Origin of the sequence: Paraburkholderia bryophila (assembly GCF_003269035.1) — a bacterium.
GTDB classification, from domain to species: domain Bacteria; phylum Pseudomonadota; class Gammaproteobacteria; order Burkholderiales; family Burkholderiaceae; genus Paraburkholderia; species Paraburkholderia bryophila.
The window spans coordinates 103,663-121,011 of sequence record NZ_QLTK01000014.1; the positions used below are offsets into that span (position 1 = coordinate 103,663).

13 protein-coding genes and 1 pseudogene are annotated in these 17,349 nt (G+C 64.3%); 6 read left to right on the top strand and 8 right to left on the bottom strand.

All coding sequences use genetic code 11. The features are described from left to right. The first annotated feature begins 51 nt into the window (after window positions 1-51). Both BX591_RS20575 and BX591_RS20580 read left to right on the top strand, forming a co-directional pair. On the top strand, window positions 52-1,509 hold the full coding sequence (locus tag BX591_RS20575) for an ATP-binding protein (RefSeq protein WP_111933156.1): 1,458 nt from the start codon (window positions 52-54) through the stop codon (window positions 1,507-1,509). A gap of 308 nt (window positions 1,510-1,817) precedes the next feature. Then, window positions 1,818-2,537: pseudogene (locus tag BX591_RS20580) on the top strand (winged helix-turn-helix domain-containing protein); the annotation flags it as partial. Between the two features lie 80 nt (window positions 2,538-2,617). On the opposite strand, the gene BX591_RS20585 reads toward BX591_RS20580, so the two are convergent. Continuing rightward, complete coding sequence (locus BX591_RS20585) at window positions 2,618-3,139, bottom strand: GNAT family N-acetyltransferase (protein ID WP_111933158.1); 522 nt, start codon at window positions 3,137-3,139, stop codon at window positions 2,618-2,620. Between the two features lie 238 nt (window positions 3,140-3,377). Between BX591_RS20585 and BX591_RS20590 the strand changes: the two genes are divergently transcribed. Continuing rightward, window positions 3,378-4,280: a LysR family transcriptional regulator gene (locus BX591_RS20590; RefSeq protein WP_111933159.1), complete on the top strand. Its 903-nt coding sequence runs from the start codon at window positions 3,378-3,380 to the stop codon at window positions 4,278-4,280. A 35-nt stretch (window positions 4,281-4,315) separates the two neighbouring features. Here BX591_RS20590 and BX591_RS20595 read toward each other — a convergent pair whose 3' ends face one another. The 6 genes from BX591_RS20595 to BX591_RS20620 form a co-directional block, all read right to left on the bottom strand. Beyond that, window positions 4,316-4,999 carry a hypothetical protein gene (locus tag BX591_RS20595; RefSeq protein WP_111933160.1) on the bottom strand — a complete coding sequence of 228 codons (684 nt, stop codon included), beginning with the start codon at window positions 4,997-4,999 and terminating at the stop codon, window positions 4,316-4,318. Window positions 5,000-5,264: 265 nt separating this feature from the next. Beyond that, entirely contained in the window at window positions 5,265-6,104 is an 840-nt protein-coding gene (locus tag BX591_RS20600; protein ID WP_111933161.1) for a heme ABC transporter ATP-binding protein, read from the bottom strand. 31 nt (window positions 6,105-6,135) lie between these two features. After that, window positions 6,136-7,257, bottom strand: a complete 1,122-nt coding sequence (locus BX591_RS20605; protein ID WP_111933162.1) for a FecCD family ABC transporter permease — start codon at window positions 7,255-7,257, stop codon at window positions 6,136-6,138. Next, on the bottom strand, window positions 7,257-8,126 hold the full coding sequence (locus tag BX591_RS20610) for a heme/hemin ABC transporter substrate-binding protein (RefSeq protein WP_111933207.1): 870 nt from the start codon (window positions 8,124-8,126) through the stop codon (window positions 7,257-7,259). The genes BX591_RS20605 and BX591_RS20610 overlap by 1 nt, the downstream gene beginning before the upstream one ends. A 35-nt stretch (window positions 8,127-8,161) precedes the next feature. Then, window positions 8,162-9,238, bottom strand: coding sequence for a hemin-degrading factor (locus tag BX591_RS20615; protein WP_111933163.1), 1,077 nt, complete (start codon window positions 9,236-9,238; stop codon window positions 8,162-8,164). A gap of 64 nt (window positions 9,239-9,302) precedes the next feature. Then, entirely contained in the window at window positions 9,303-11,618 is a 2,316-nt protein-coding gene (locus BX591_RS20620) for a TonB-dependent hemoglobin/transferrin/lactoferrin family receptor (RefSeq protein ID WP_111933164.1), read from the bottom strand. Between the two features lie 343 nt (window positions 11,619-11,961). On the opposite strand from BX591_RS20620, the gene BX591_RS20625 reads away from it, so the two are divergent. From BX591_RS20625 to BX591_RS20635, 3 genes are all read left to right on the top strand, one after another. Further along, window positions 11,962-13,938: an aconitase family protein gene (locus BX591_RS20625; protein WP_111933165.1), complete on the top strand. Its 1,977-nt coding sequence runs from the start codon at window positions 11,962-11,964 to the stop codon at window positions 13,936-13,938. Window positions 13,939-14,158: 220 nt separating this feature from the next. Continuing rightward, window positions 14,159-15,607 carry an MFS transporter gene (locus tag BX591_RS20630; protein WP_111933166.1) on the top strand — a complete coding sequence of 483 codons (1,449 nt, stop codon included), beginning with the start codon at window positions 14,159-14,161 and terminating at the stop codon, window positions 15,605-15,607. Window positions 15,608-15,825: 218 nt separating this feature from the next. After that, window positions 15,826-16,776: a GlxA family transcriptional regulator gene (locus BX591_RS20635; protein ID WP_111933167.1), complete on the top strand. Its 951-nt coding sequence runs from the start codon at window positions 15,826-15,828 to the stop codon at window positions 16,774-16,776. A gap of 59 nt (window positions 16,777-16,835) precedes the next feature. On the opposite strand, the gene BX591_RS20640 is transcribed toward BX591_RS20635, so the two are convergent. Beyond that, complete coding sequence (locus tag BX591_RS20640) at window positions 16,836-17,318, bottom strand: YybH family protein (RefSeq protein WP_111933168.1); 483 nt, start codon at window positions 17,316-17,318, stop codon at window positions 16,836-16,838. Between the last annotated feature and the right edge of the window lie 31 nt (window positions 17,319-17,349).

The following is a 17,349-nucleotide window of genomic DNA, read 5'->3' on the forward strand; positions in this document are numbered from 1 at the left end:
GTTCGATTCGCTAGTCGCCACGCGCTTCACTCTGCTTACTGGGGATACAACATGATGGAACTGGGCCGTTTCGAACTCGATCTGGGCATGCGGCGTTTGCTCCGCGACGGTGAAGCCGTGCGGGTGGGCTCCCGCGCTTTCGACATTCTTGCCGCCATCGCGGCCGCCGGTGGCCGCCTCGTGACGCGCGACGAGCTGATGAAAACCGTCTGGCCGGGTTCCATTGTCGAAGAAGGCAATATCGACGTGAACCTGTCGGCGCTGCGCAAAGCGCTCGGCCCAGACCGTGATCTCATCATCACCGTGCCCGGCCGCGGTTATCAACTGGCGCAAGTGCCGGTGAAGCCGCTGCCCGCGCGGTCCGTGGTCCGCGTCGGCCTGCCGGCCCGGCGCGTGTCGCTGGTGGGACGCGAGGCCGTGATCGGCCAGCTCTGCGCGGCATTGGCCGACGCGCCGGTGCTGACGCTGACCGGCACGGGCGGCGTCGGCAAGACCAGTCTCGCGATCGAAGTGGCGCACCGGATGGCGGGCGAGTTCGACAATCGTGTCGCGTTCGTCGAACTGGCCACGCTGAACACCCGGGAAGCGGTGCTCCAGGCGATCATGACGTGCTGCGGTCTGCCCGCCGAAAACGAAACCCCCGGGCTTGCCGCTCTGACGACCGAACTTGCCCGCACGCCGCGCCTGCTTCTGCTGGACAGCGCCGAGCATGTGATCGGCGCTGTCGCCGAGATCGTCGAACCGTTGCTCGCGGCGAGCGCCACGTTGCGCGTGCTGGTCACGAGCCGCGAACCGCTGCGCATTCGCCCGGAGGCGCTGTTCAAAGTCGATCCGCTCGCGACCCCGACGGCGCAGGCCAGCGATGCCGAGATGCTGCAAAGTCCCGCCGTCGAGTTATTCCGGCAACGCGCGAATGCGTTGCCGGCCGGCGTCGGCGCGGAGAATCACGAGATCCGGCTGATCGGCGAAATTTGCCGCCGTCTGGATGGCATCCCGCTCGCGATCGAACTGGCCGCGGCCCGTGTCGACGTGCTGGGCGTGGAAGGCGTGCGCCGCCGCCTCGACGATCGTCTGGCGATTCTGACCGGCGGCTATCGGACCGCGATGCCGCGCCATCAGACGCTGCGCGCCACCTTCGACGCGAGCTTCACGTTGCTGGGCGACGTCGCACGCTGCCTGTTTCAGCGGCTCGCCATTTTCAACACGCCGTTCACGTTCGACTCGATGCGCGCCGTGGTTTGCGACGCGGCGCTGACGGAAGACGACGTGATCGACGGCATCGGCGAACTGGTGGCGAAATCGCTGGTCAACGTGAGCCTGGATGGGTCGGAAGCCGTCTACCGGCTGTTCGAATCCACCCGCGCTTACGCTGCGGACAAACTGCGCGGGACGGAAGACGTGCGGCAGATCGCGTCGCGTCATGCCCGCTTCGTGGCGGCCCTGATCGACGCGCATGACGAACGCGATGCGATCACGGTCGCTGCTTCGGCCGACCTGCTCGCCGCCTGACAATACGCTTATCGGCAAGGCTTATTGACCACGCTTGTCGGCCACCCTTACCGACGGCTTTCGAGCGACCATAGCGCGCCTTACTGTATAGAGCAGCGCGACGCCACTCAAATAATTAGTCAGTCAGCGACGGATTCTCTCCGTTCGCTCCGTTCAAGAGATCTGGGCAGCACGTTGGCGTAGCGATTGCACCTGACTGGCGGTTTTGAAAGTGGCGGTGAAAGCCAATTTCAAGGTCCGGTCACTGCGAGCCGACCGCTAGCGTGATTGCAAACCCGCTTGCCATCTTGCGCGTCAGACTCTTTGATATGAATGCACAAATACTGATCGTCGACGACGACGTCGAACTCGTCGAGGTGCTCACCGCTCTGCTGGAACGGGCCGGCATGGGAGTGTCCGTCCTGCGCGACGCGAGTTTGCTCGCGGAAAAGATCGAACAGACGTCGCCCGATCTGGTCGTGCTCGATCAGATCCGGTTCGGCGCCGAAGGTCTGGACGCGCTGAGCAGACTGCGCGCGGCGGGCAACGAGGTGCCGGTGATTCTCACGGCCAGACCGACCGACGTCGACCGCATCATCGGCCTCGAAATGGGTGCGGACGACTGCCTCGGCAAACCCTTCAATCCGCGCGAACTGCTCGCGCGCGTGCGCGCGGTGCTGCGGCGTTGCAATACGGGCCTGCCGGCCGCCGCCCGGGAAGCGGAGCGTGCGGTCGTGTTTGGTCCGTTCACGTTGGACCTGCGCTTGCGCACCCTGGAGATGGACAGCGGCGCGTTCTTTCTGTCCGCGGCGGAGTTCGCCTTGCTGAAGGTGTTCGTCGAGAACCCGATGCGGACGCTGACGCGGGTGCGCCTGCTCGAGTTGCTGTACGGCACGGAAGACGAGCGGACGGATCGCGGTGTCGACGTGCAGGTGTGGCGGTTGCGGCGAATTCTCGAGGCCGACCCGTCCGCGCCGCGGTTCATCCAGACCGTGCGCAGTCATGGCTATGTGTTCGTGCCGGACGGCGCGCGGCATTCGCCGGCCCGCAAGTCGATGGCTCGGGTGTCGAACCGGCGCGCTTCGCTGGCCGCCGCGCAGCGCGACAGTGCATAGCCCGCGCTAGGGGCTCAGCTCGCGTTGCTGGCGGGGCTGTCGGCCAGCAGCGCCCACCGCTCGTGATCACGCCATTCGCCGTCGATGCGCAGATAGCGCGGCGAATACCCTTCCTTCTGAAAGCCCAACCGCCGCACCAGCGCGATCGACGCCTCGTTGCCCGGTTGAATGTTGGCTTCCAGCCGATGTAATCCCATTTCCTCGAACGCATGGCTCACCGCCGCGCGCAGCGCGTCGGTCATCCGTCCCTGGCGCGCGAAACGCGACATGCCGTAGTAGCCGAGATAAGCGCTCTGAAAAACTCCCGCGACGATTTCGTTGACGTTGATAATGCCGACAATCTCGTTCGACGCGATTTCCCGCGCGACCAGTCCGACGTTGGGTCCGGTCAGGGTGCGTGAGAACCAGCCGTCGAAACCGGCCTGATCGGTGAAGGAGGCGACCCACGGCAAGTGGTAGTGCTGATTCGCGCGGTTGGCGGCGATCAGGTCGGCGGCATCGGCGCGGCTTGCGCGGCTGAGTCGAACGGTGGTCATGGGTCTCCAGTCGGCGATGAGTGGCTGCGCTTTGGTGCGGTGTGCACTGCGCGGCGTACGGAGTGCAGCGTGCAGCGCGCGGCAAGCGGCGTGCGGAAAGATAGCGGATAACGCCGCGAAAACAAAGCGCGCGCGCCGAGGATGAATTCGACCGATTGACGCTCGCGGATGCCGGCGAGGCGGTCGGGTCGGGGCCGGTCGGTTCGGGCCGGTTTGGCGTTACGGTGACGGAAGCTCAATGGAAAACCTGCTCAAGAAACTCGACCTGACTTCGCTGCGATTGTTCGTCGCCGTTTGCCAGGAGCGCAATATCGCGCGGGCGGCCGAACGCGAGTTCATCGCGCCGTCGGCGGTGAGCCGGCGCATCGCCGAAATCGAGACGGTGATCGGCCTGCCGGTGATCCAGCGTCAATCGCGCGGCATTACGGTGACGCCGGTCGGCGAGACCGTGCTGCGCTATGCGCTGGCGATCATCGGCAACATCGAACAGATGAGCGCGGAGTTGTCGCGCTTTTCGTCGGGCGCGAAAGGCCGTGTGCGGGTGGTGGCGAATCTGTCGTCGATCGTGCAGTTTCTGCCGGAAGATGTGGCCGCGTTCGGGCGCGCGTTTCCGGAGGTGTCGATCGAACTCGAAGAAGAGAACAGCGCCGACGTGCTGCGTCTGGTCGGCGAGCACGCGGCGGACTTTGGCATCTGCAATGCGGTGGCGGGCAGCGAAGCGTTCGAGCAGGTGCCGTACCGGCAAGACCGGTTGGCGGTGCTGGTGCCGGGCGGTCATCGTCTCGCCGGGATGGCGCGCGTGACGTTCAACGGTTTGCTCGGCGATAGTTTTGTCGGCCTGCGCAGCGAGAGCGCGCTGACGCAGATGCTCGCGCGCCAGGCGGCCGCGGAGGCCAGGCAACTCGATGTGAAGATCCGCGTAAGCAGTCTCGATGCGTTGTGCCGGATGGTGCACGCGGGGCTCGGCATCGCGATCGTGCCGGAGCAGGTGGGCCTGCTTTACGTGAATGCGCTCGACGTGCGGTTACTGTCGTTGCGCGATGCGTGGGCGGTGCGCCGGTTGATCGTGATTTTTAAAGCACGCGAGCAGTTGAGTGCGAGCGCGGCGGCGTTGGTGGGGTTTCTGGGGAGCGGGGAGTAGTCGCGATGGATCAGCCGCTCCCCGCTATCTTTGCGTTAGCGCGCCAGACCTGGGTTCTGCTCGGTCGCGCAAGCGCGCAACGATGCAGCGATGGCAGGCTTGTTGAGCTTGTCGAAAATATCGGCCATCTGCGCCTGCGCAACTGGATCACCTTCGCGCGCCGCGCGCCAGCGCAGCGACGCGATCATGCTGAGCGTGCTGTCGCCCGGCGTTTCGCCGTCGTAGCCCGACTGCGCCTGCAGAATGTCCGCGAGCTTGTTGTAGCCGGCCGGCACATGATGCGCGAGCAACCATGCGACGATCGGCGCGGCGCCTTCCCAGTTTTCGTCGTCGAGGTTGCTGCTCACGAGTCGCGCCGCCGCGCGCCAGTATCCGAGCGAAGCGGCTTTCGCGTAGGCCTTGTCCGCCTCGGGGCCGCGCGTTGTGGGCGCTGCGTCGAATGCGGCAACCGCGGCTGGGGAGGGCGGAGCAAGCTCGAGCTTCTTGCAGCGGAATGTGCCGGGTGCGTTCTCGGGCAGATTGGCCCAACGCGACTGATCTTGTAGCGCGTGGTCGAGCGTGGGTCCAATGTCCTTCTCTTTTAACGTTGCGAATACCCAGTCGGTGCGTAGATGCTGGTTCGTTTGCCATTCGGTGTCCGCGCGCGCGTGCTGTGCGACGACGATCAGGGATAGTGCGGCGAGACAGCAGATCAGACGGGTGGTCCATCGGGCAGTCATACGTGGGGTTCCGGGCATTCTTTATCCTCGATATTGATGATTTTTTTGATTTCAGGCGGCACGTAGGGTTTCGATCTGTCTGAATCTCGACGCGAAGTCAGATAGTTAGTTTGATCCGCACCATGAAATCCCTATTCAATCGCTTGAAGAATATCGAGGATATTACGTATTTCGATTATGTGAAGGCAATTAAAAAACGATCGGCAATTGCAAGTTGTTAAATGATTTATGCGAGGTGGATTTAATTATTTATATTTCGTCAATTTCAAGCCGGCACCGCCACCGGCGCCGACCCATCCCCCGCATCCAGCATCCGCACCGCAAACCCGAAGCATCGCTCGATCAACGCCGGCTGCATGATCTCCCGTGGCGTGCCTTGCGCGATGATGGTGCCGTCCGCCAGCAACGCAATCGCATCGGCATAACGCGCGGCCAGATTCGGATCGTGCACGATAGCCAGCGCGCCGATTTTCCAATCACGCGTCAACGCCCTGACGGTCTCCAGCAAACGATGCTGATGGGCCAGATCCAACGCGGCAGTCGGCTCATCGAGCAGCAGATAGCGGGTCGGTTGAGCCGATGCATCGCGCGTCTCGGCCGCGTCGTCTTGCCGCGGCCAGATCTGCGCCAGCACGCGGGCAAACTGCACCCTCGCCAACTCGCCGCCGGACAGCGTGGTGATGTCACGGCCGGCGAGCGTTTCGGCACCCGCCAACGTCAACGCTTCGTCGACGATGCACCGATCGTGACGAGACACGGACCCGCTCGCCGCGTGCGGATAGCGGCCGAGCAGCACGATCTCTTCGACCGTGAAGGGAAACACCGGGTTGGACGCTTGCGGCAACACCGCGCGCAAGCGCGCGAGACGCTTCGACGACATGCCGTCGAGCGACTCGCCATTGAGCGTCGTCGTGCCGCGCAACTGCGGCGTACGCGTCGACCCGCTGCCATGAAACTCGCCCGCCAGCGCTTTCAGCAAGGTGCTCTTGCCGGCCCCGTTACAACCGAGCAGCGTGGTCAGGCAACCGGGTTGAACCGTCAGCGAGAGATCGCGCAGAATCGGCCGGTCGCCACGGGTGATCGAGAGATGGCTGGTCATGAGCATGGGATGCTCTCCGTCGGGAAGTCTGGATCGCTCACAGACCGAGTTGACTGCGGCTGCGCCACAGCAACGCGAGGAAGAAGGGCGCACCGAGCAGTGCGGTCAGAATGCCGAGCGGCACTTCGGCAGGCGCGGCGACGGTACGTGCCGCGAGATCGGCGAGCACGGTCAGCGTCGCGCCGAGCAGCATCGCGCCGGGCATCACCACGCGTTGATCGGGACCGCAGGCGAGCCGCACGCAATGCGGCGCGACGAGACCGATAAAACCGATCACGCCGGTACACGACACCAGCGCGCCGACCCCCAACGCCGACGCCACCAGCACCGTGCGTTTGACCGCCTGAGCCGGCACGCCGAGATGCTGCGCTTCGGTCTCGCCGAGTTGCAACGCGTTCAGCGCGTGGCCGTTGCGCGCGATCACCAGCGCACCGATCGCCACGAAGGGCGCGACCGCGCCGAGCACCGGCCACTGCGCACCGCCGAGACTGCCGAGACTCCAGAAGGTCAGCGAACGCAATTGCGCGTCGTCGGCGAGATAGGTGAGCAGGCCGATCGCGGCGCCGGCCAGCGCATTGATGGCGATGCCGGCGAGCAGCAGCAGCGGCAGCGCGAGCCGGCCGCGCGCGGCGGCGAGGCGGTAGACCAGCGCCGCCACGGTCAGCGCGCCGAGAAAGGCGGCGGCCGGCAGCCAGACGAGACTCAGTGCGCCGGCCATCGGGCCGAGCACGATCAGCGTGGACGCACCCAGTGCCGCGCCGCTCGAAATGCCGATCAACCCAGGGTCGGCGAGCGGATTGCGAAACAGCGCCTGCAGCGCACTGCCAGCCGAGCCGAAACCAGCACCGACCAGCAGCGCCAGCACGACGCGCGGCACACGGATTTGCAGCAGGACCGCGCGCGCCTGCTGAAGCGCCGGATCGTTGGCCAGCTCGGCGGGTGTCGCGAGCAAGGCGGACCACACCAGCGCGGGGCCGATGCGATACGCGCCGATGCAGATCGCGGCGAGCGTCGCCAAACCGAGCGAGATGCCCAGCGCCCCGAGCAGCAGACGGGCGGTACGCCGGCGCCGCTCCGCCAGCGTGGCAGAGTTCGGTCGATAGCGGTCTGCCGATGCTGGCCCCGGCCCTGGTGAGGACGCCGCGAGGTCCGACTCCATCACGCCTCCTGCAGCTTCTGGTTCAGCATGGTCACCGCACCGGGCAGGCGCGGGCCGAAGCCGAGCAGGAATAAGGCGTCGAGCGCGACGACGCGCTTGTTCTGTCCCGCTGGCGTTGCCGCGAAGCCGGGGCTCGCCAGCATCGCCGCTGCGCCGCCGACCGCGCTCAGGCCTTCGTCGGTAGTCAGGATCAGATCGGGCGCTGCCGTTATCAGTGCTTCCGCCGACAGCGGCCGGTAACCGTTGAAGCCCTGCATCGCGTTGCGCGCGCCGGCATAGGCGAGCATCGCGTCGGCGGCGGTGTGCTGGCCGGCGACCATCGCGCCATTGCCCGTGTGATTCAGCACGAACAGCACGCGCGGCGGCTGCGCCCGGCGCGCGAGCGGCGAGGCCGCGACGGCCTCGCGCGCGCGTTGCCATTCGCCATCGAAGCGGCTCAGCAGCGCGTCGCCCTGCGGCTTCGCGTCGAGCGCCTTGGCGATGCCGGTGATCTTGTCGCGCACGCTGTCCACGTTGTGCTGTTCAGCGAACGACACGACCGACACCCCCGCCTGTTTGACCTGCGCGAGCACGTTGGTCGGCCCCGCTTCCGCCGACGCGAGGATCAGGTCGGGCCGCAATGACAGCAGACCCTCCGCCGACAACGCGCGCTGATAGCCGACCTTCGGCAAGGCGCGCGCGGCGGCCGGATAGCTGCAGGTCGTATCCGCGCCGACCAGCACGCTGGCCGTGCCGGTTGCGTTGCCCTGGGCGCCGAGCGCGTAAATGATCTCGGCAAGCGCGCCGCCGACCACGATCACGCGCCGCGGCGGCTGCGCGAATGCGCGCGGCGCCAACGCGCCGAGCAAAAAGGCGCCGCCGCCGAGCATCAGGCGCCGCCGCTGCCCGTTCAGGCGGGCGGCGTTCACGCTGCCGCCCCGTCGTCGAGACGCGCGACGCCGTCGATCAGTTCGCGCCAGCCGGCGAGTTCCGGCTGACCCGGTTTGCGTGCGCCGAACAGCATCGCGATGTTCTCGCCGTTCGCGTCGAACAGTTCGAGCGAGGTGACGATGCCGTCGCTGGTCGGCTTGCGCACCACCCACGCGCTGGCGATCAGGTCGCCACGCAGATGCAGATTGAAGCCGGGATCGAGCACGTTGACCCACGGGCCCATCGCGCGGATATTGCTGACCGGTCCAGTATGAATCTGGATCATGCCGCGATTGCCGACGAACACCATGATCGGCAGCGTGCTCTGCGCGGCGCGTTCGAGCAGGCCTTGCAGCGCGTCGTTGGCGACCGGGTAGGCGTAGCGGCGTTCGGCGAGCCGCAATGCCTGGGTGCGCGCGAGGCCGAACTTGCGCAGCATGCCGAAGAACTGGTGCGTGTCCGTCATCGCGTCCCACGCGCCATGAAACGCGGCGACGTCGATATCGCTGTCCAGCTTCAAGGCGGGCGGTGCGGACGCTTCTTCCGTGGCGAGGCCCGGCGTCTGGTCGCGCATTTGCCAGCGTTCCACGAAGGCGTCGAACGCTTCGTGATTGCTGTGCTCGCGCAGAAAGATCTTGTGGACCGCGTGGCCTTGTTTGTCGAAGAACTGCAGGCTTTTTTGCACGCCTTGCGCGGTGGTGTCGCGCACCGCGAAACCCGACGCCCACGCGTGATAGAACACCCGCAGATCGATCGCGCTGCCGAGCACGAGGCCGACGGTGCCGTCGTGACTCATGTCTTCGAAGACGCCGTCTTTTTCATGCACGGCGGCCTCGTTGCGCGTGAGCGCCATCACGGCGCCCAGTTGCGGCATCTGTTCGTACAGCTCGACGAAGTTCGGCTCGAGCCGCACCACGTGTTCGCCGACGAACGCCGCGAGCGCTTCGCCCTCGCTAATGCCGAGCGCGTGTGCGGCCTCGCGGTTGCGCAGTTTCTGCGCGGCCTTCACGGTTTGAAAATCGTGACGCAGCTGAGTCAATGCAGCTGCATCGTGACGGGCGGAATTCAGCATGATAGGTGCCTCGCAATGCCGTATAGCGGGTTGAAAGAGGGGAGAGCGGCGTGCGCGTGCTGCATCAGAAGTCGACCTTCATGCTGACCGACACGTTGCGGCCGGGCGCCGTATAGGCGTCCTTGACCGGCGACGTCTCCGCAATGCCGCGCACGTCCGACCAGTTCCAGTACTTGCGGTCGAACAGGTTGTACACGCCGAGATACGCGACGACGTGCTTGTTGAAGCGATAGCCGCCGCGCAGGTCGACGACGAAACTCGAACCGGGCGCGAAGCAGGTTTGCGACGCGCAGCTTTTCGGCGTGATGTCGCTGGTTTTCTTCGCGGCCTGAAACAGCAGATCCGTTTGCACGAACCAGCGTTCGCCCGGTTCATAACGCAGGCCGAACACGGCCGAGAACGGGTTGATGGTGTCGAGCGGCTGATTCGCGTTGTTGCCGCCTTCCACGCTGCCCTTGGTGAAGGCCATCGCGGTCTTGACCGTGAAGCCGTACGGCAGCGCCCATTCCGCGCGTCCTTCGAGGCCGTGAATCGAGGCTCGCGAATAGTTGACGTACTGGAACACCAGCGGATCGTTCGGGCGGCCGCTGCCGCTGACGGTCTGTTGCGCGATGAAGTCGCGATAACGGCCGGCGAAGATCGCCGCGCTATAGCGCAGCGGGCCGAGGCCCGTGCCGAGCTTGCCGCGCAAACCGGCTTCGATGGTGTCGCTGGTTTCCGGCTTGAGGTTCGGATTGCCGATCGACGTATAGCCGTACAGCGGATTCGCGAAGCTGTTGTTCACCTGATCCGGCGACGGTGCGCGGAAACCGTGCGTGTATTGCGCGTACGGAATCAACGCGGGCGACACTTCGTACAGCACCGCGAGGCGTGGCGACAACGCGTTGTCGCTCGACGAAACCGGCTTGCCGAGATATTGCGGGTCGCCGGTTTTCGCGTTCAGCGCGTAGGTGTCGAAACGCAAACCCGGCGTGACGGTGAGGCCGCCATAGCTGATCTGATCCTGAATGAACGCGCCGAGCAGACGGTAGTCGGTATCCGGGAACGGCTTGTTCGGGAACGCGGCTTCGCCCACGCCCGGCACGGTGCCGTCGCGCAACGCCGTGACGCGATCCAGGCTGCCGTCGCCGCCATACAGCAGTTTGTGCGAGAGAATGCCCGTGTGGAAGTTGCTTTCCGCGAACGCCGAGCCGCCGAATACACGCTCGCCGTAGTGGCTCAAACGCGTGCGCGAAGCCGATGAACCGCGCGTCTCATACGAGTTCTGATCCTGCCAGGCGTCCTGGTAGTACACCTGAACGTGTGCGGTCTGGAAAAACGGCGCGGCCTCGTTATTGAAGTCGTAGTCGAGGCTGTAGCGGTTGCGTTCGAGCTTGTCGTTACCGGTCAGCGCGAGCGTGGTGGGCGGATTGATCGCCGACAGCACGTTCGTGTCGATCCGTTCGCGCACGGTTTCGGCGGTGAATTTGAAGGTGTCGTGCGCGGTCGGTTTGACGACCAGCTTGCCGAGCAGCGTTTCGGAATACGTGTCCTGCGGATTCGCCGTGGTGCGCAGGGTCGTTGCCGAATTGTTCGAGCCTTGGTTGTCCACTTCATGGCCGCGCCGGCCGTCGGCGATCAGCATGCCCTGAATCATGTCGTTGCCGCCGGCCGCCTGCACCGTCGCACCGAAACTGCGGTCGGCCGATTCATAGCTCGGGCGCACCGAGAAATAAGTCGGCTTGTTGTAGATGTCGAGCAGATCCTGCGGGTCTTTGGTCAGGAAGTTGACCGCGCCGGTCAAGCCGTCGCTGCCGTACAGCGCCGAGGCCGGGCCGCGCAGAATTTCAATGCGCTTGAGCGTGCCGAGATCCGCATAGTCGCCGCGACCCGATTCGAGCGGACCGAAGGTGAACGAATAGGGCAGGCGGATGCCGTCTTCCATCATCAGAATGCGGTTGCCTTCGAGGCCGCGAATGTTGATGCTCGAATCGTTGTCGCGACCACCGCCCAGCGCTGCCGATCCAGGCCGGTAAGGCGTGCGGCGCACGGTGACGCCGGGCTCGTAGCGCAGCGCGTCTTTGATGTTTTCGGCTTGTTGTTCTTCCAGGTCCTGGTCGGTGATGACCGAGACGGATGCCGCCGTGCGGCTTTGCGCGGACGCGGTGCGCGTGGCGGTGACGGTCACCGGGTCGAGCAGTCTGCCCGCAACGAGTTGCACTGGCGACGCGGCTTGCGTTGCCTGCGCCACTTGTGTCGCTTGCGCCGCGTTGGGTGCTGGCGAAGACGGCGCGACCTGCGCGACCTGTTGCGCGGTGGCTTTCTGAGCCGGTGTGTTATCGGCTGCGTGAGCCGACTGCGCGGCCCAAAGACCGACTACGCCAAATACGCCGGACAGCATGGTGCACAGCGGACGTCGCGCTGTATTGAGGTGATGCACGTGTGGTTCTCCCGATCAAACGAGCCCGTAAGCTGGCTGGGTGACGAGAAGCACCTGGCTGGCAGTTCGCATTAAATGCGGACCGTGTATGTGAATTGGATGGATAAAGTTGACTAAAGCCTTACAAATTTAGTGTAAATGAGAATTATTGTCAACTGACTATGCGGAATAAATTGCTGCCTCATGCGCTGCCCGGGCGTCGCGCGAACCTTCGGCAACCTCCTGAAACGAGAGGTCTGGGTTGCCGCAACGGCACTTCGGCGGCGCGTGCGCGCGCCGTATAGTGAGCAGAAGGAGAGTGCTCATGAGCGATACGATTCGTCTGGACGGCCGCGTGCTGTTCCTGTCCCAGGATCCCGCGGTGATCGACGCGCAACTGGCCGGCGGCAACTTCACGCGTGCGAACGTTGGGCCGCTGCGCGATAACGTCTCCACCGACGAGATCACGCCCGTCACCGTGATGCTCACTTACGACGAACGTCTCGGCCAGTATCCGTACGTCGGCTTCAAGGCCGGCGAGCGCCTGCCGATCGGGCGCAATGCGGTTAAAGACGGTGGCTTCCAGATCACGGTTGCAGGCAAGCGCTACGGCAAGGGGTCGTCACGCGAATCGAGTCCGCTGGCGGAGTTGTCGGCGGGCATTCGCCTGATCGTCGCGGAGAGTTTCGAGCGCATTTACCAGCAGAATTGCGACAACATCGGCATTCTCACCACCACCGATTTCTCCGTGCTCGACCGCTTGATGGCCGGCGAGGCCGTGCCGATCGAGGCGTTTCTCGAAGGCCGCGACGCACTCACGCAGCAGATCATTCGTAGCGGCGGATTGCTGGCGTATAGCAAGTTCGCGGATTGGCCCGCGCCGCGGGTGGCCGGCGCTGCTGATGCCAACGCCAACGCCAACGCGAATGCAGTCGCGCAGTCTGCCGAACCCATGACGCTGGTCGAGAAGATCATCGCGCGGCATCTGCATCCCGGCATGCCGAACCCGCGGCGTGGCGACGGCGTGTTCATCGCCGCCGACTGGCGCTTCAGTCACGACTACTTCACCGGCATGTGCGCGCATCTGATGCATCGCGCGTTCGGCAAGCCCGCGCCGTTGCATGAGCCGGATCACATCATCGCGTTTCAGGATCATCTGGTGCTCGCGGCGCAGAGCATTCCGCACGTGCGCGACGGCTTGCTGCCGGGCGTCGCGAATCTGATGGAAGGGCATACGTCGTTCTCGCGCGACTATCCGGTGCGCTCGCACGGTGCGCTCGACACGCTGCCCGGTTCCGAAGGCATCTGTCATGCGTTGATGGCGGAGCAGTACGCGTTGCCGGGGCAAGTGGCGTGCGGTACCGATTCGCATACGCCGCATTCGGGCGCGCTCGGCTGCCTCGCATTCGGTGCGGGCGCAACCGAAATCGCCAATAGCTGGGTGACGGGCTACGTGCGCTGCAAGGTGCCGGAGACCTTGCGCATCGAGATCGACGGGGAGCTGCGCGACGGCGTCACCGCCAAGGACGTCGTGCTGTTTCTGCTGCAGATGGATGCGATCCGCTCGGGTGGCGCGATCGGCCTCGTGTTCGAATATGGCGGCGAGGCGGTGCGCGCGATGTCGATCGATGAGCGCGCAACCTTGACGAACATGGTCGCGGAATTGGGCGGCTTCACCGGCATCGTCGAACCGGATGCACGTACCGCGGCGTTTCTGAAGGAGCGGCGCGGCGTCGATTTCAGTGTGGAAAGCTGGATGAAAAGCGATCCGGACGCGATCTATCGCGACACGATCCGGATCGACGCGAGCCGGATCGAACCGATGCTCGCGCGCCCAGGCGACCCCGGCAACGGTGTGCCGGCTCCTCAACTGGCGCAGGAGGTCGCAATCGATATCGCCTATGGCGGTTCCTGCACCGCCGGCAAGCGCGAAGACTTCGACTACTACCACGAGGTGCTGCGCTGGGGTGTCGAGCGCGGCATTCGCGTGGCGGACGGCACGCGTCTGTTTCTGCAATTCGGCACCATGGCCGTGCGCAGTTATTGCGAGGCGCAAGGCTATCTGCCGGTGTTCGAGCGGGCAGGCGTGACGCTCGTGATGCCGGGTTGCGGCTCGTGCGCGAATTGCGGACCGGGGCAATCCGCCGACGCGAACGAGGTGACGATCAGCGCGATCAACCGCAATTTCCCGGGGCGTTCGGGACCGGGCGACGTGTGGCTCGCCAGTCCGTACACGGTGGCGGCGAGCGCGTTGGCCGGAAAAATCACCACCTTCGAACAATTGAAGCGCGCGCACGGCTAGAATGCTCGCCGGACCTTGCGGCCCGGCATCGTGGTGCGCGTCATGCGCGAATCAAAGGAAGGCCGGCACAAGACTGGTTTCGGCGCGCCGCATTGCGGTGTGCCAGTATCACGTGCAATACGTTGCATGGGACCGGAATAGGCGATTCGGGATCCGGGTAAGCGCTAAAGCGCCACGCGGGTCGATACGCCGATGCCGGTCGACACAGGAGACAAACAACATGGCATCCCCCGATCACGCCGAGTCCGCCGCACGGCGCAGCGCTGGCGTCGCATCTTTTGACGCGACCGCCGTGCCGCTCGACGCCGGCAGCATTTCCGCGCGCCTCGACCGGCTCCCGGCCACGCGTTCCGTCTGGAAGCTGGTCGTGCTGCTGAGCCTCGGCTTCTTCTTCGAACTCTACGATCTGCTGTACTCGGGCTATGTCGCCCCCGGCCTCGTCAAAAGCGGCTTGCTGACGGCGACCACGCATGGTCTGTTCGGCTCGACCGGCGTGGCGAGTTTCATCGCCGCGCTGTTTAGCGGCCTTTTTATCGGCACGATCGCGTGCGGTTTTCTGGCGGATCGCTTCGGGCGCCGTGCCGTATTCACCTATTCGCTGCTGTGGTACACCGCGGCCAACGTCGTGATGGCGTTTCAGGAGACGGCCACGGGGCTGAACTTCTGGCGCTTCGTTGCAGGTATCGGTATTGGTGTCGAGTTGGTGACGATTGGTACTTACATTTCCGAACTGGTGCCCAAACAGATTCGCGGCCGTGCGTTCGCCTGCGAGCAGGCCGTGGGTTTTACCGCGGTGCCGGTCGTGGCGTTCCTGTCGTATCTGCTGGTGCCGCGCACGCTTTTCGGTCTCGACGGCTGGCGCTGGGTCGTGTTGATCGGCGCCCACGGTGCGCTGTTCGTCTGGTGGATTCGCCGTGCGTTGCCCGAGAGTCCGCGCTGGCTCGCGCAACAGGGGCGTCTCGCCGAAGCCGACCGGGTGATGAGCGCGCTCGAAGCGAAGGTGCGCAGCGAATACGGCCGCGAATTGCCGCTGCCCGCACCGCCGGTGCCGGTGGCGCCGCGCGGCAGATTCCGCGATATGTGGGTGCCGCCGTATCGCAACCGCACGCTGATGATGACGATCTTCAACATCTTCCAGACTGTGGGCTTTTATGGTTTCGCCAACTGGGTGCCGACGTTGCTGATCAAGCAGGGCATTACGATCACCACGAGTTTGATGTACTCCAGCGTGATTGCACTGGCCGCGCCGCTCGGTCCGGTTATCGGACTTTTTATCGGCGACCGCTTCGAGCGCAAGACGGTGATCGTGGTGATGGCGGCCGCGAATATCGTCTGCGGATTGTGGTTTAGTCGGGCGTCGGGGGCGGTGTTGCTGGTCAGTCTCGGGGTTTGCCTGACGCTGGCCGGGAATATCATTTCGTATAGCTTCCATGCGTACCAGACCGAACTTTTTCCGACCAGCATTCGTGCGCGGGCAGTGGGCTTCGTCTATTCGTGGAGTCGCTTTTCGGCCATTTTCACGGCGTTTCTGATTGCGTCCGTATTGAAGCAGTTCGGTACGACCGGCGTATTCGTGTTCATTGCGGGAGCGATGCTGATCGTGATGCTGGCGATTGGGTTGATGGGGCCGCGTACGAAGGGGCTTGAGCTGGAGGTCATCTCCAGGTAAGGAAAAGTAAAGACCGGAAAAATAGAGACCGCCGGCGAAGCCTGGCGGTCCGATGCTTTCGGCTTGCTGGTGCGCCTGGATATGCATGCCACCCGAGACTTGTTTCGGACCCGCGGCGGTCTGTCGCCCGCCATATCGGATATGAAATTCCAGAATGGCGTGATTCAAGGGTTCTCGTTAAAATACGTCACCACACCCTGACGCCCGCTCGCCACTTCATGACGCATCGAATTGGATTTTTCGTTTGTGACGGCCACGATGCGCTTGATCTTGCCGGACCGCTTTCGGCATTCAATCAGGTGGCGCTAGCCGCCGGCGAGACGCCCTACGTTCTCCATGTCGTCTCGCAGCCCGGCGGCCCGGTCATCGGCAATACGGGCCTGCCGATCGAGACGAAGTCCACGAGGAGCCGCACGTTCGACACCGTCATATTCGTAGGCGGTGAGATCGGGCCGATGCAGACACCGGAGAACGTCGCCGCTGCGAAGCGCTTGGCTTCCCGTGCCTCGCGGGTGGCAAGCGTATGTACGGGGGCCTTTCTGCTGGCAGAAACCGGCTTGCTGGACGGCCTGAGAGCGACCACGCATTGGCGCTACGCGGCTCAGTTGCAGTCGCGTTTTCCTCGCACGCGGGTGGAGGGCGATCGCATCTATATCGCCGACGGGCGCATCTGGACATCGGCCGGCATTGCCGCCGGAATAGATCTCGCACTCGCCATGATCGAAGCCGATATGGGCGCGACAGTTGCGCGCGCAACCGCCCGGCTCCTGGTCGTTCCGTATCGCCGGCCGGGAGGGCAGTCCCAATTCTCCGCCATGTCGCAAATGGAACCCGAGTCGGATCGCATTCGCATTGCGCTGAATTTTGCGCGGGAACATCTGGCGGAAGCGCTACCTGTGGAGCGACTCGCCGAAGCCGCAAGATTAAGTTTGCGACAGTTTGGACGAGCATTTCGCCGTGAAACGGGTGAAACACCGGCTAAGGCAGTCGAGCGTCTGCGCGTTGAAGCCGCGCGACTGCGCCTTCAGGATGGTAGCGAACCCATCGAACAAATTGCGCTGGCCGTGGGATTCTCCGATCCGGAGCGGATGAGGAGAGCGTTTGTCAAACTGCATGGACATCCGCCGCAATCCATTCGGCGCACGAGCAGATTGAACGCCGGGCGCTGATTATTCGGCGGCCAGCTGCGCATGTCGGACTCGCCGCGCGGAGTACTTTCGCCAGACGTTCAATGGTCGTCGGATTTCAACGGGCCGTAAGCATTCCAGATGTCGCGATGCAGTTTCCAAACGCCGCCCTGCTTCAGAAAGACGAGGATCTGCTTGCCGCGAAATTTGAGCTTTCCGTCGTGATCGCGGATATCGGCATCCGAGACTTCGGTCACGACCCGATCGTCGCCGTAGAACTCGGGATGGTCGAATGAGACGGTGTCGGGTGCGGCTCCCGCATAACCCTTGGTGAAGTATTCGGTAATGGCGTTGGCCCCGACGACTCTGTCTCCGCCGGGCGGCAAGAGCGCGCCATCTTTCGTGTAGAGGCGGCCTATCGCTTCATAATCCCCGCGCGCGAAGGCGTCTGCCCATCGTGCATTTTCTGCTCCGATAGCGGCCTGGGAAGGATGCTGCGAGCCATTGCCGGTGGCCGCCGCTGAAAAAGCGAGAAGGGAGAAGCAGGCTGCGAGGGCAGCGGCACAAAGACGAGTGTGTTGCATGGAATGAGGTCGAATCCTGATGTGAATGGGA

Bases quoted from the DNA above. Each gene is read 5' to 3' on its own strand.
- BX591_RS20575 (WP_111933156.1), top strand. From the start codon at position 52: ATGATGGAACTGGGCCGTTTCGAACTCGATCTGGGCATGCGGCGTTTG.
- BX591_RS20585 (WP_111933158.1), bottom strand. From the start codon at position 3,139: ATGACCACCGTTCGACTCAGCCGCGCAAGCCGCGCCGATGCCGCCGAC.
- BX591_RS20590 (WP_111933159.1), top strand. From the start codon at position 3,378: ATGGAAAACCTGCTCAAGAAACTCGACCTGACTTCGCTGCGATTGTTC.
- BX591_RS20595 (WP_111933160.1), bottom strand. From the start codon at position 4,999: ATGACTGCCCGATGGACCACCCGTCTGATCTGCTGTCTCGCCGCACTA.
- BX591_RS20600 (WP_111933161.1), bottom strand. From the start codon at position 6,104: ATGCTCATGACCAGCCATCTCTCGATCACCCGTGGCGACCGGCCGATT.
- BX591_RS20605 (WP_111933162.1), bottom strand. From the start codon at position 7,257: ATGGAGTCGGACCTCGCGGCGTCCTCACCAGGGCCGGGGCCAGCATCG.
- BX591_RS20610 (WP_111933207.1), bottom strand. From the start codon at position 8,126: ATGCTCGGCGGCGGCGCCTTTTTGCTCGGCGCGTTGGCGCCGCGCGCA.
- BX591_RS20615 (WP_111933163.1), bottom strand. From the start codon at position 9,238: ATGCTGAATTCCGCCCGTCACGATGCAGCTGCATTGACTCAGCTGCGT.
- BX591_RS20620 (WP_111933164.1), bottom strand. From the start codon at position 11,618: ATGCTGTCCGGCGTATTTGGCGTAGTCGGTCTTTGGGCCGCGCAGTCG.
- BX591_RS20625 (WP_111933165.1), top strand. From the start codon at position 11,962: ATGAGCGATACGATTCGTCTGGACGGCCGCGTGCTGTTCCTGTCCCAG.
- BX591_RS20630 (WP_111933166.1), top strand. From the start codon at position 14,159: ATGGCATCCCCCGATCACGCCGAGTCCGCCGCACGGCGCAGCGCTGGC.
- BX591_RS20635 (WP_111933167.1), top strand. From the start codon at position 15,826: ATGACGCATCGAATTGGATTTTTCGTTTGTGACGGCCACGATGCGCTT.
- BX591_RS20640 (WP_111933168.1), bottom strand. From the start codon at position 17,318: ATGCAACACACTCGTCTTTGTGCCGCTGCCCTCGCAGCCTGCTTCTCC.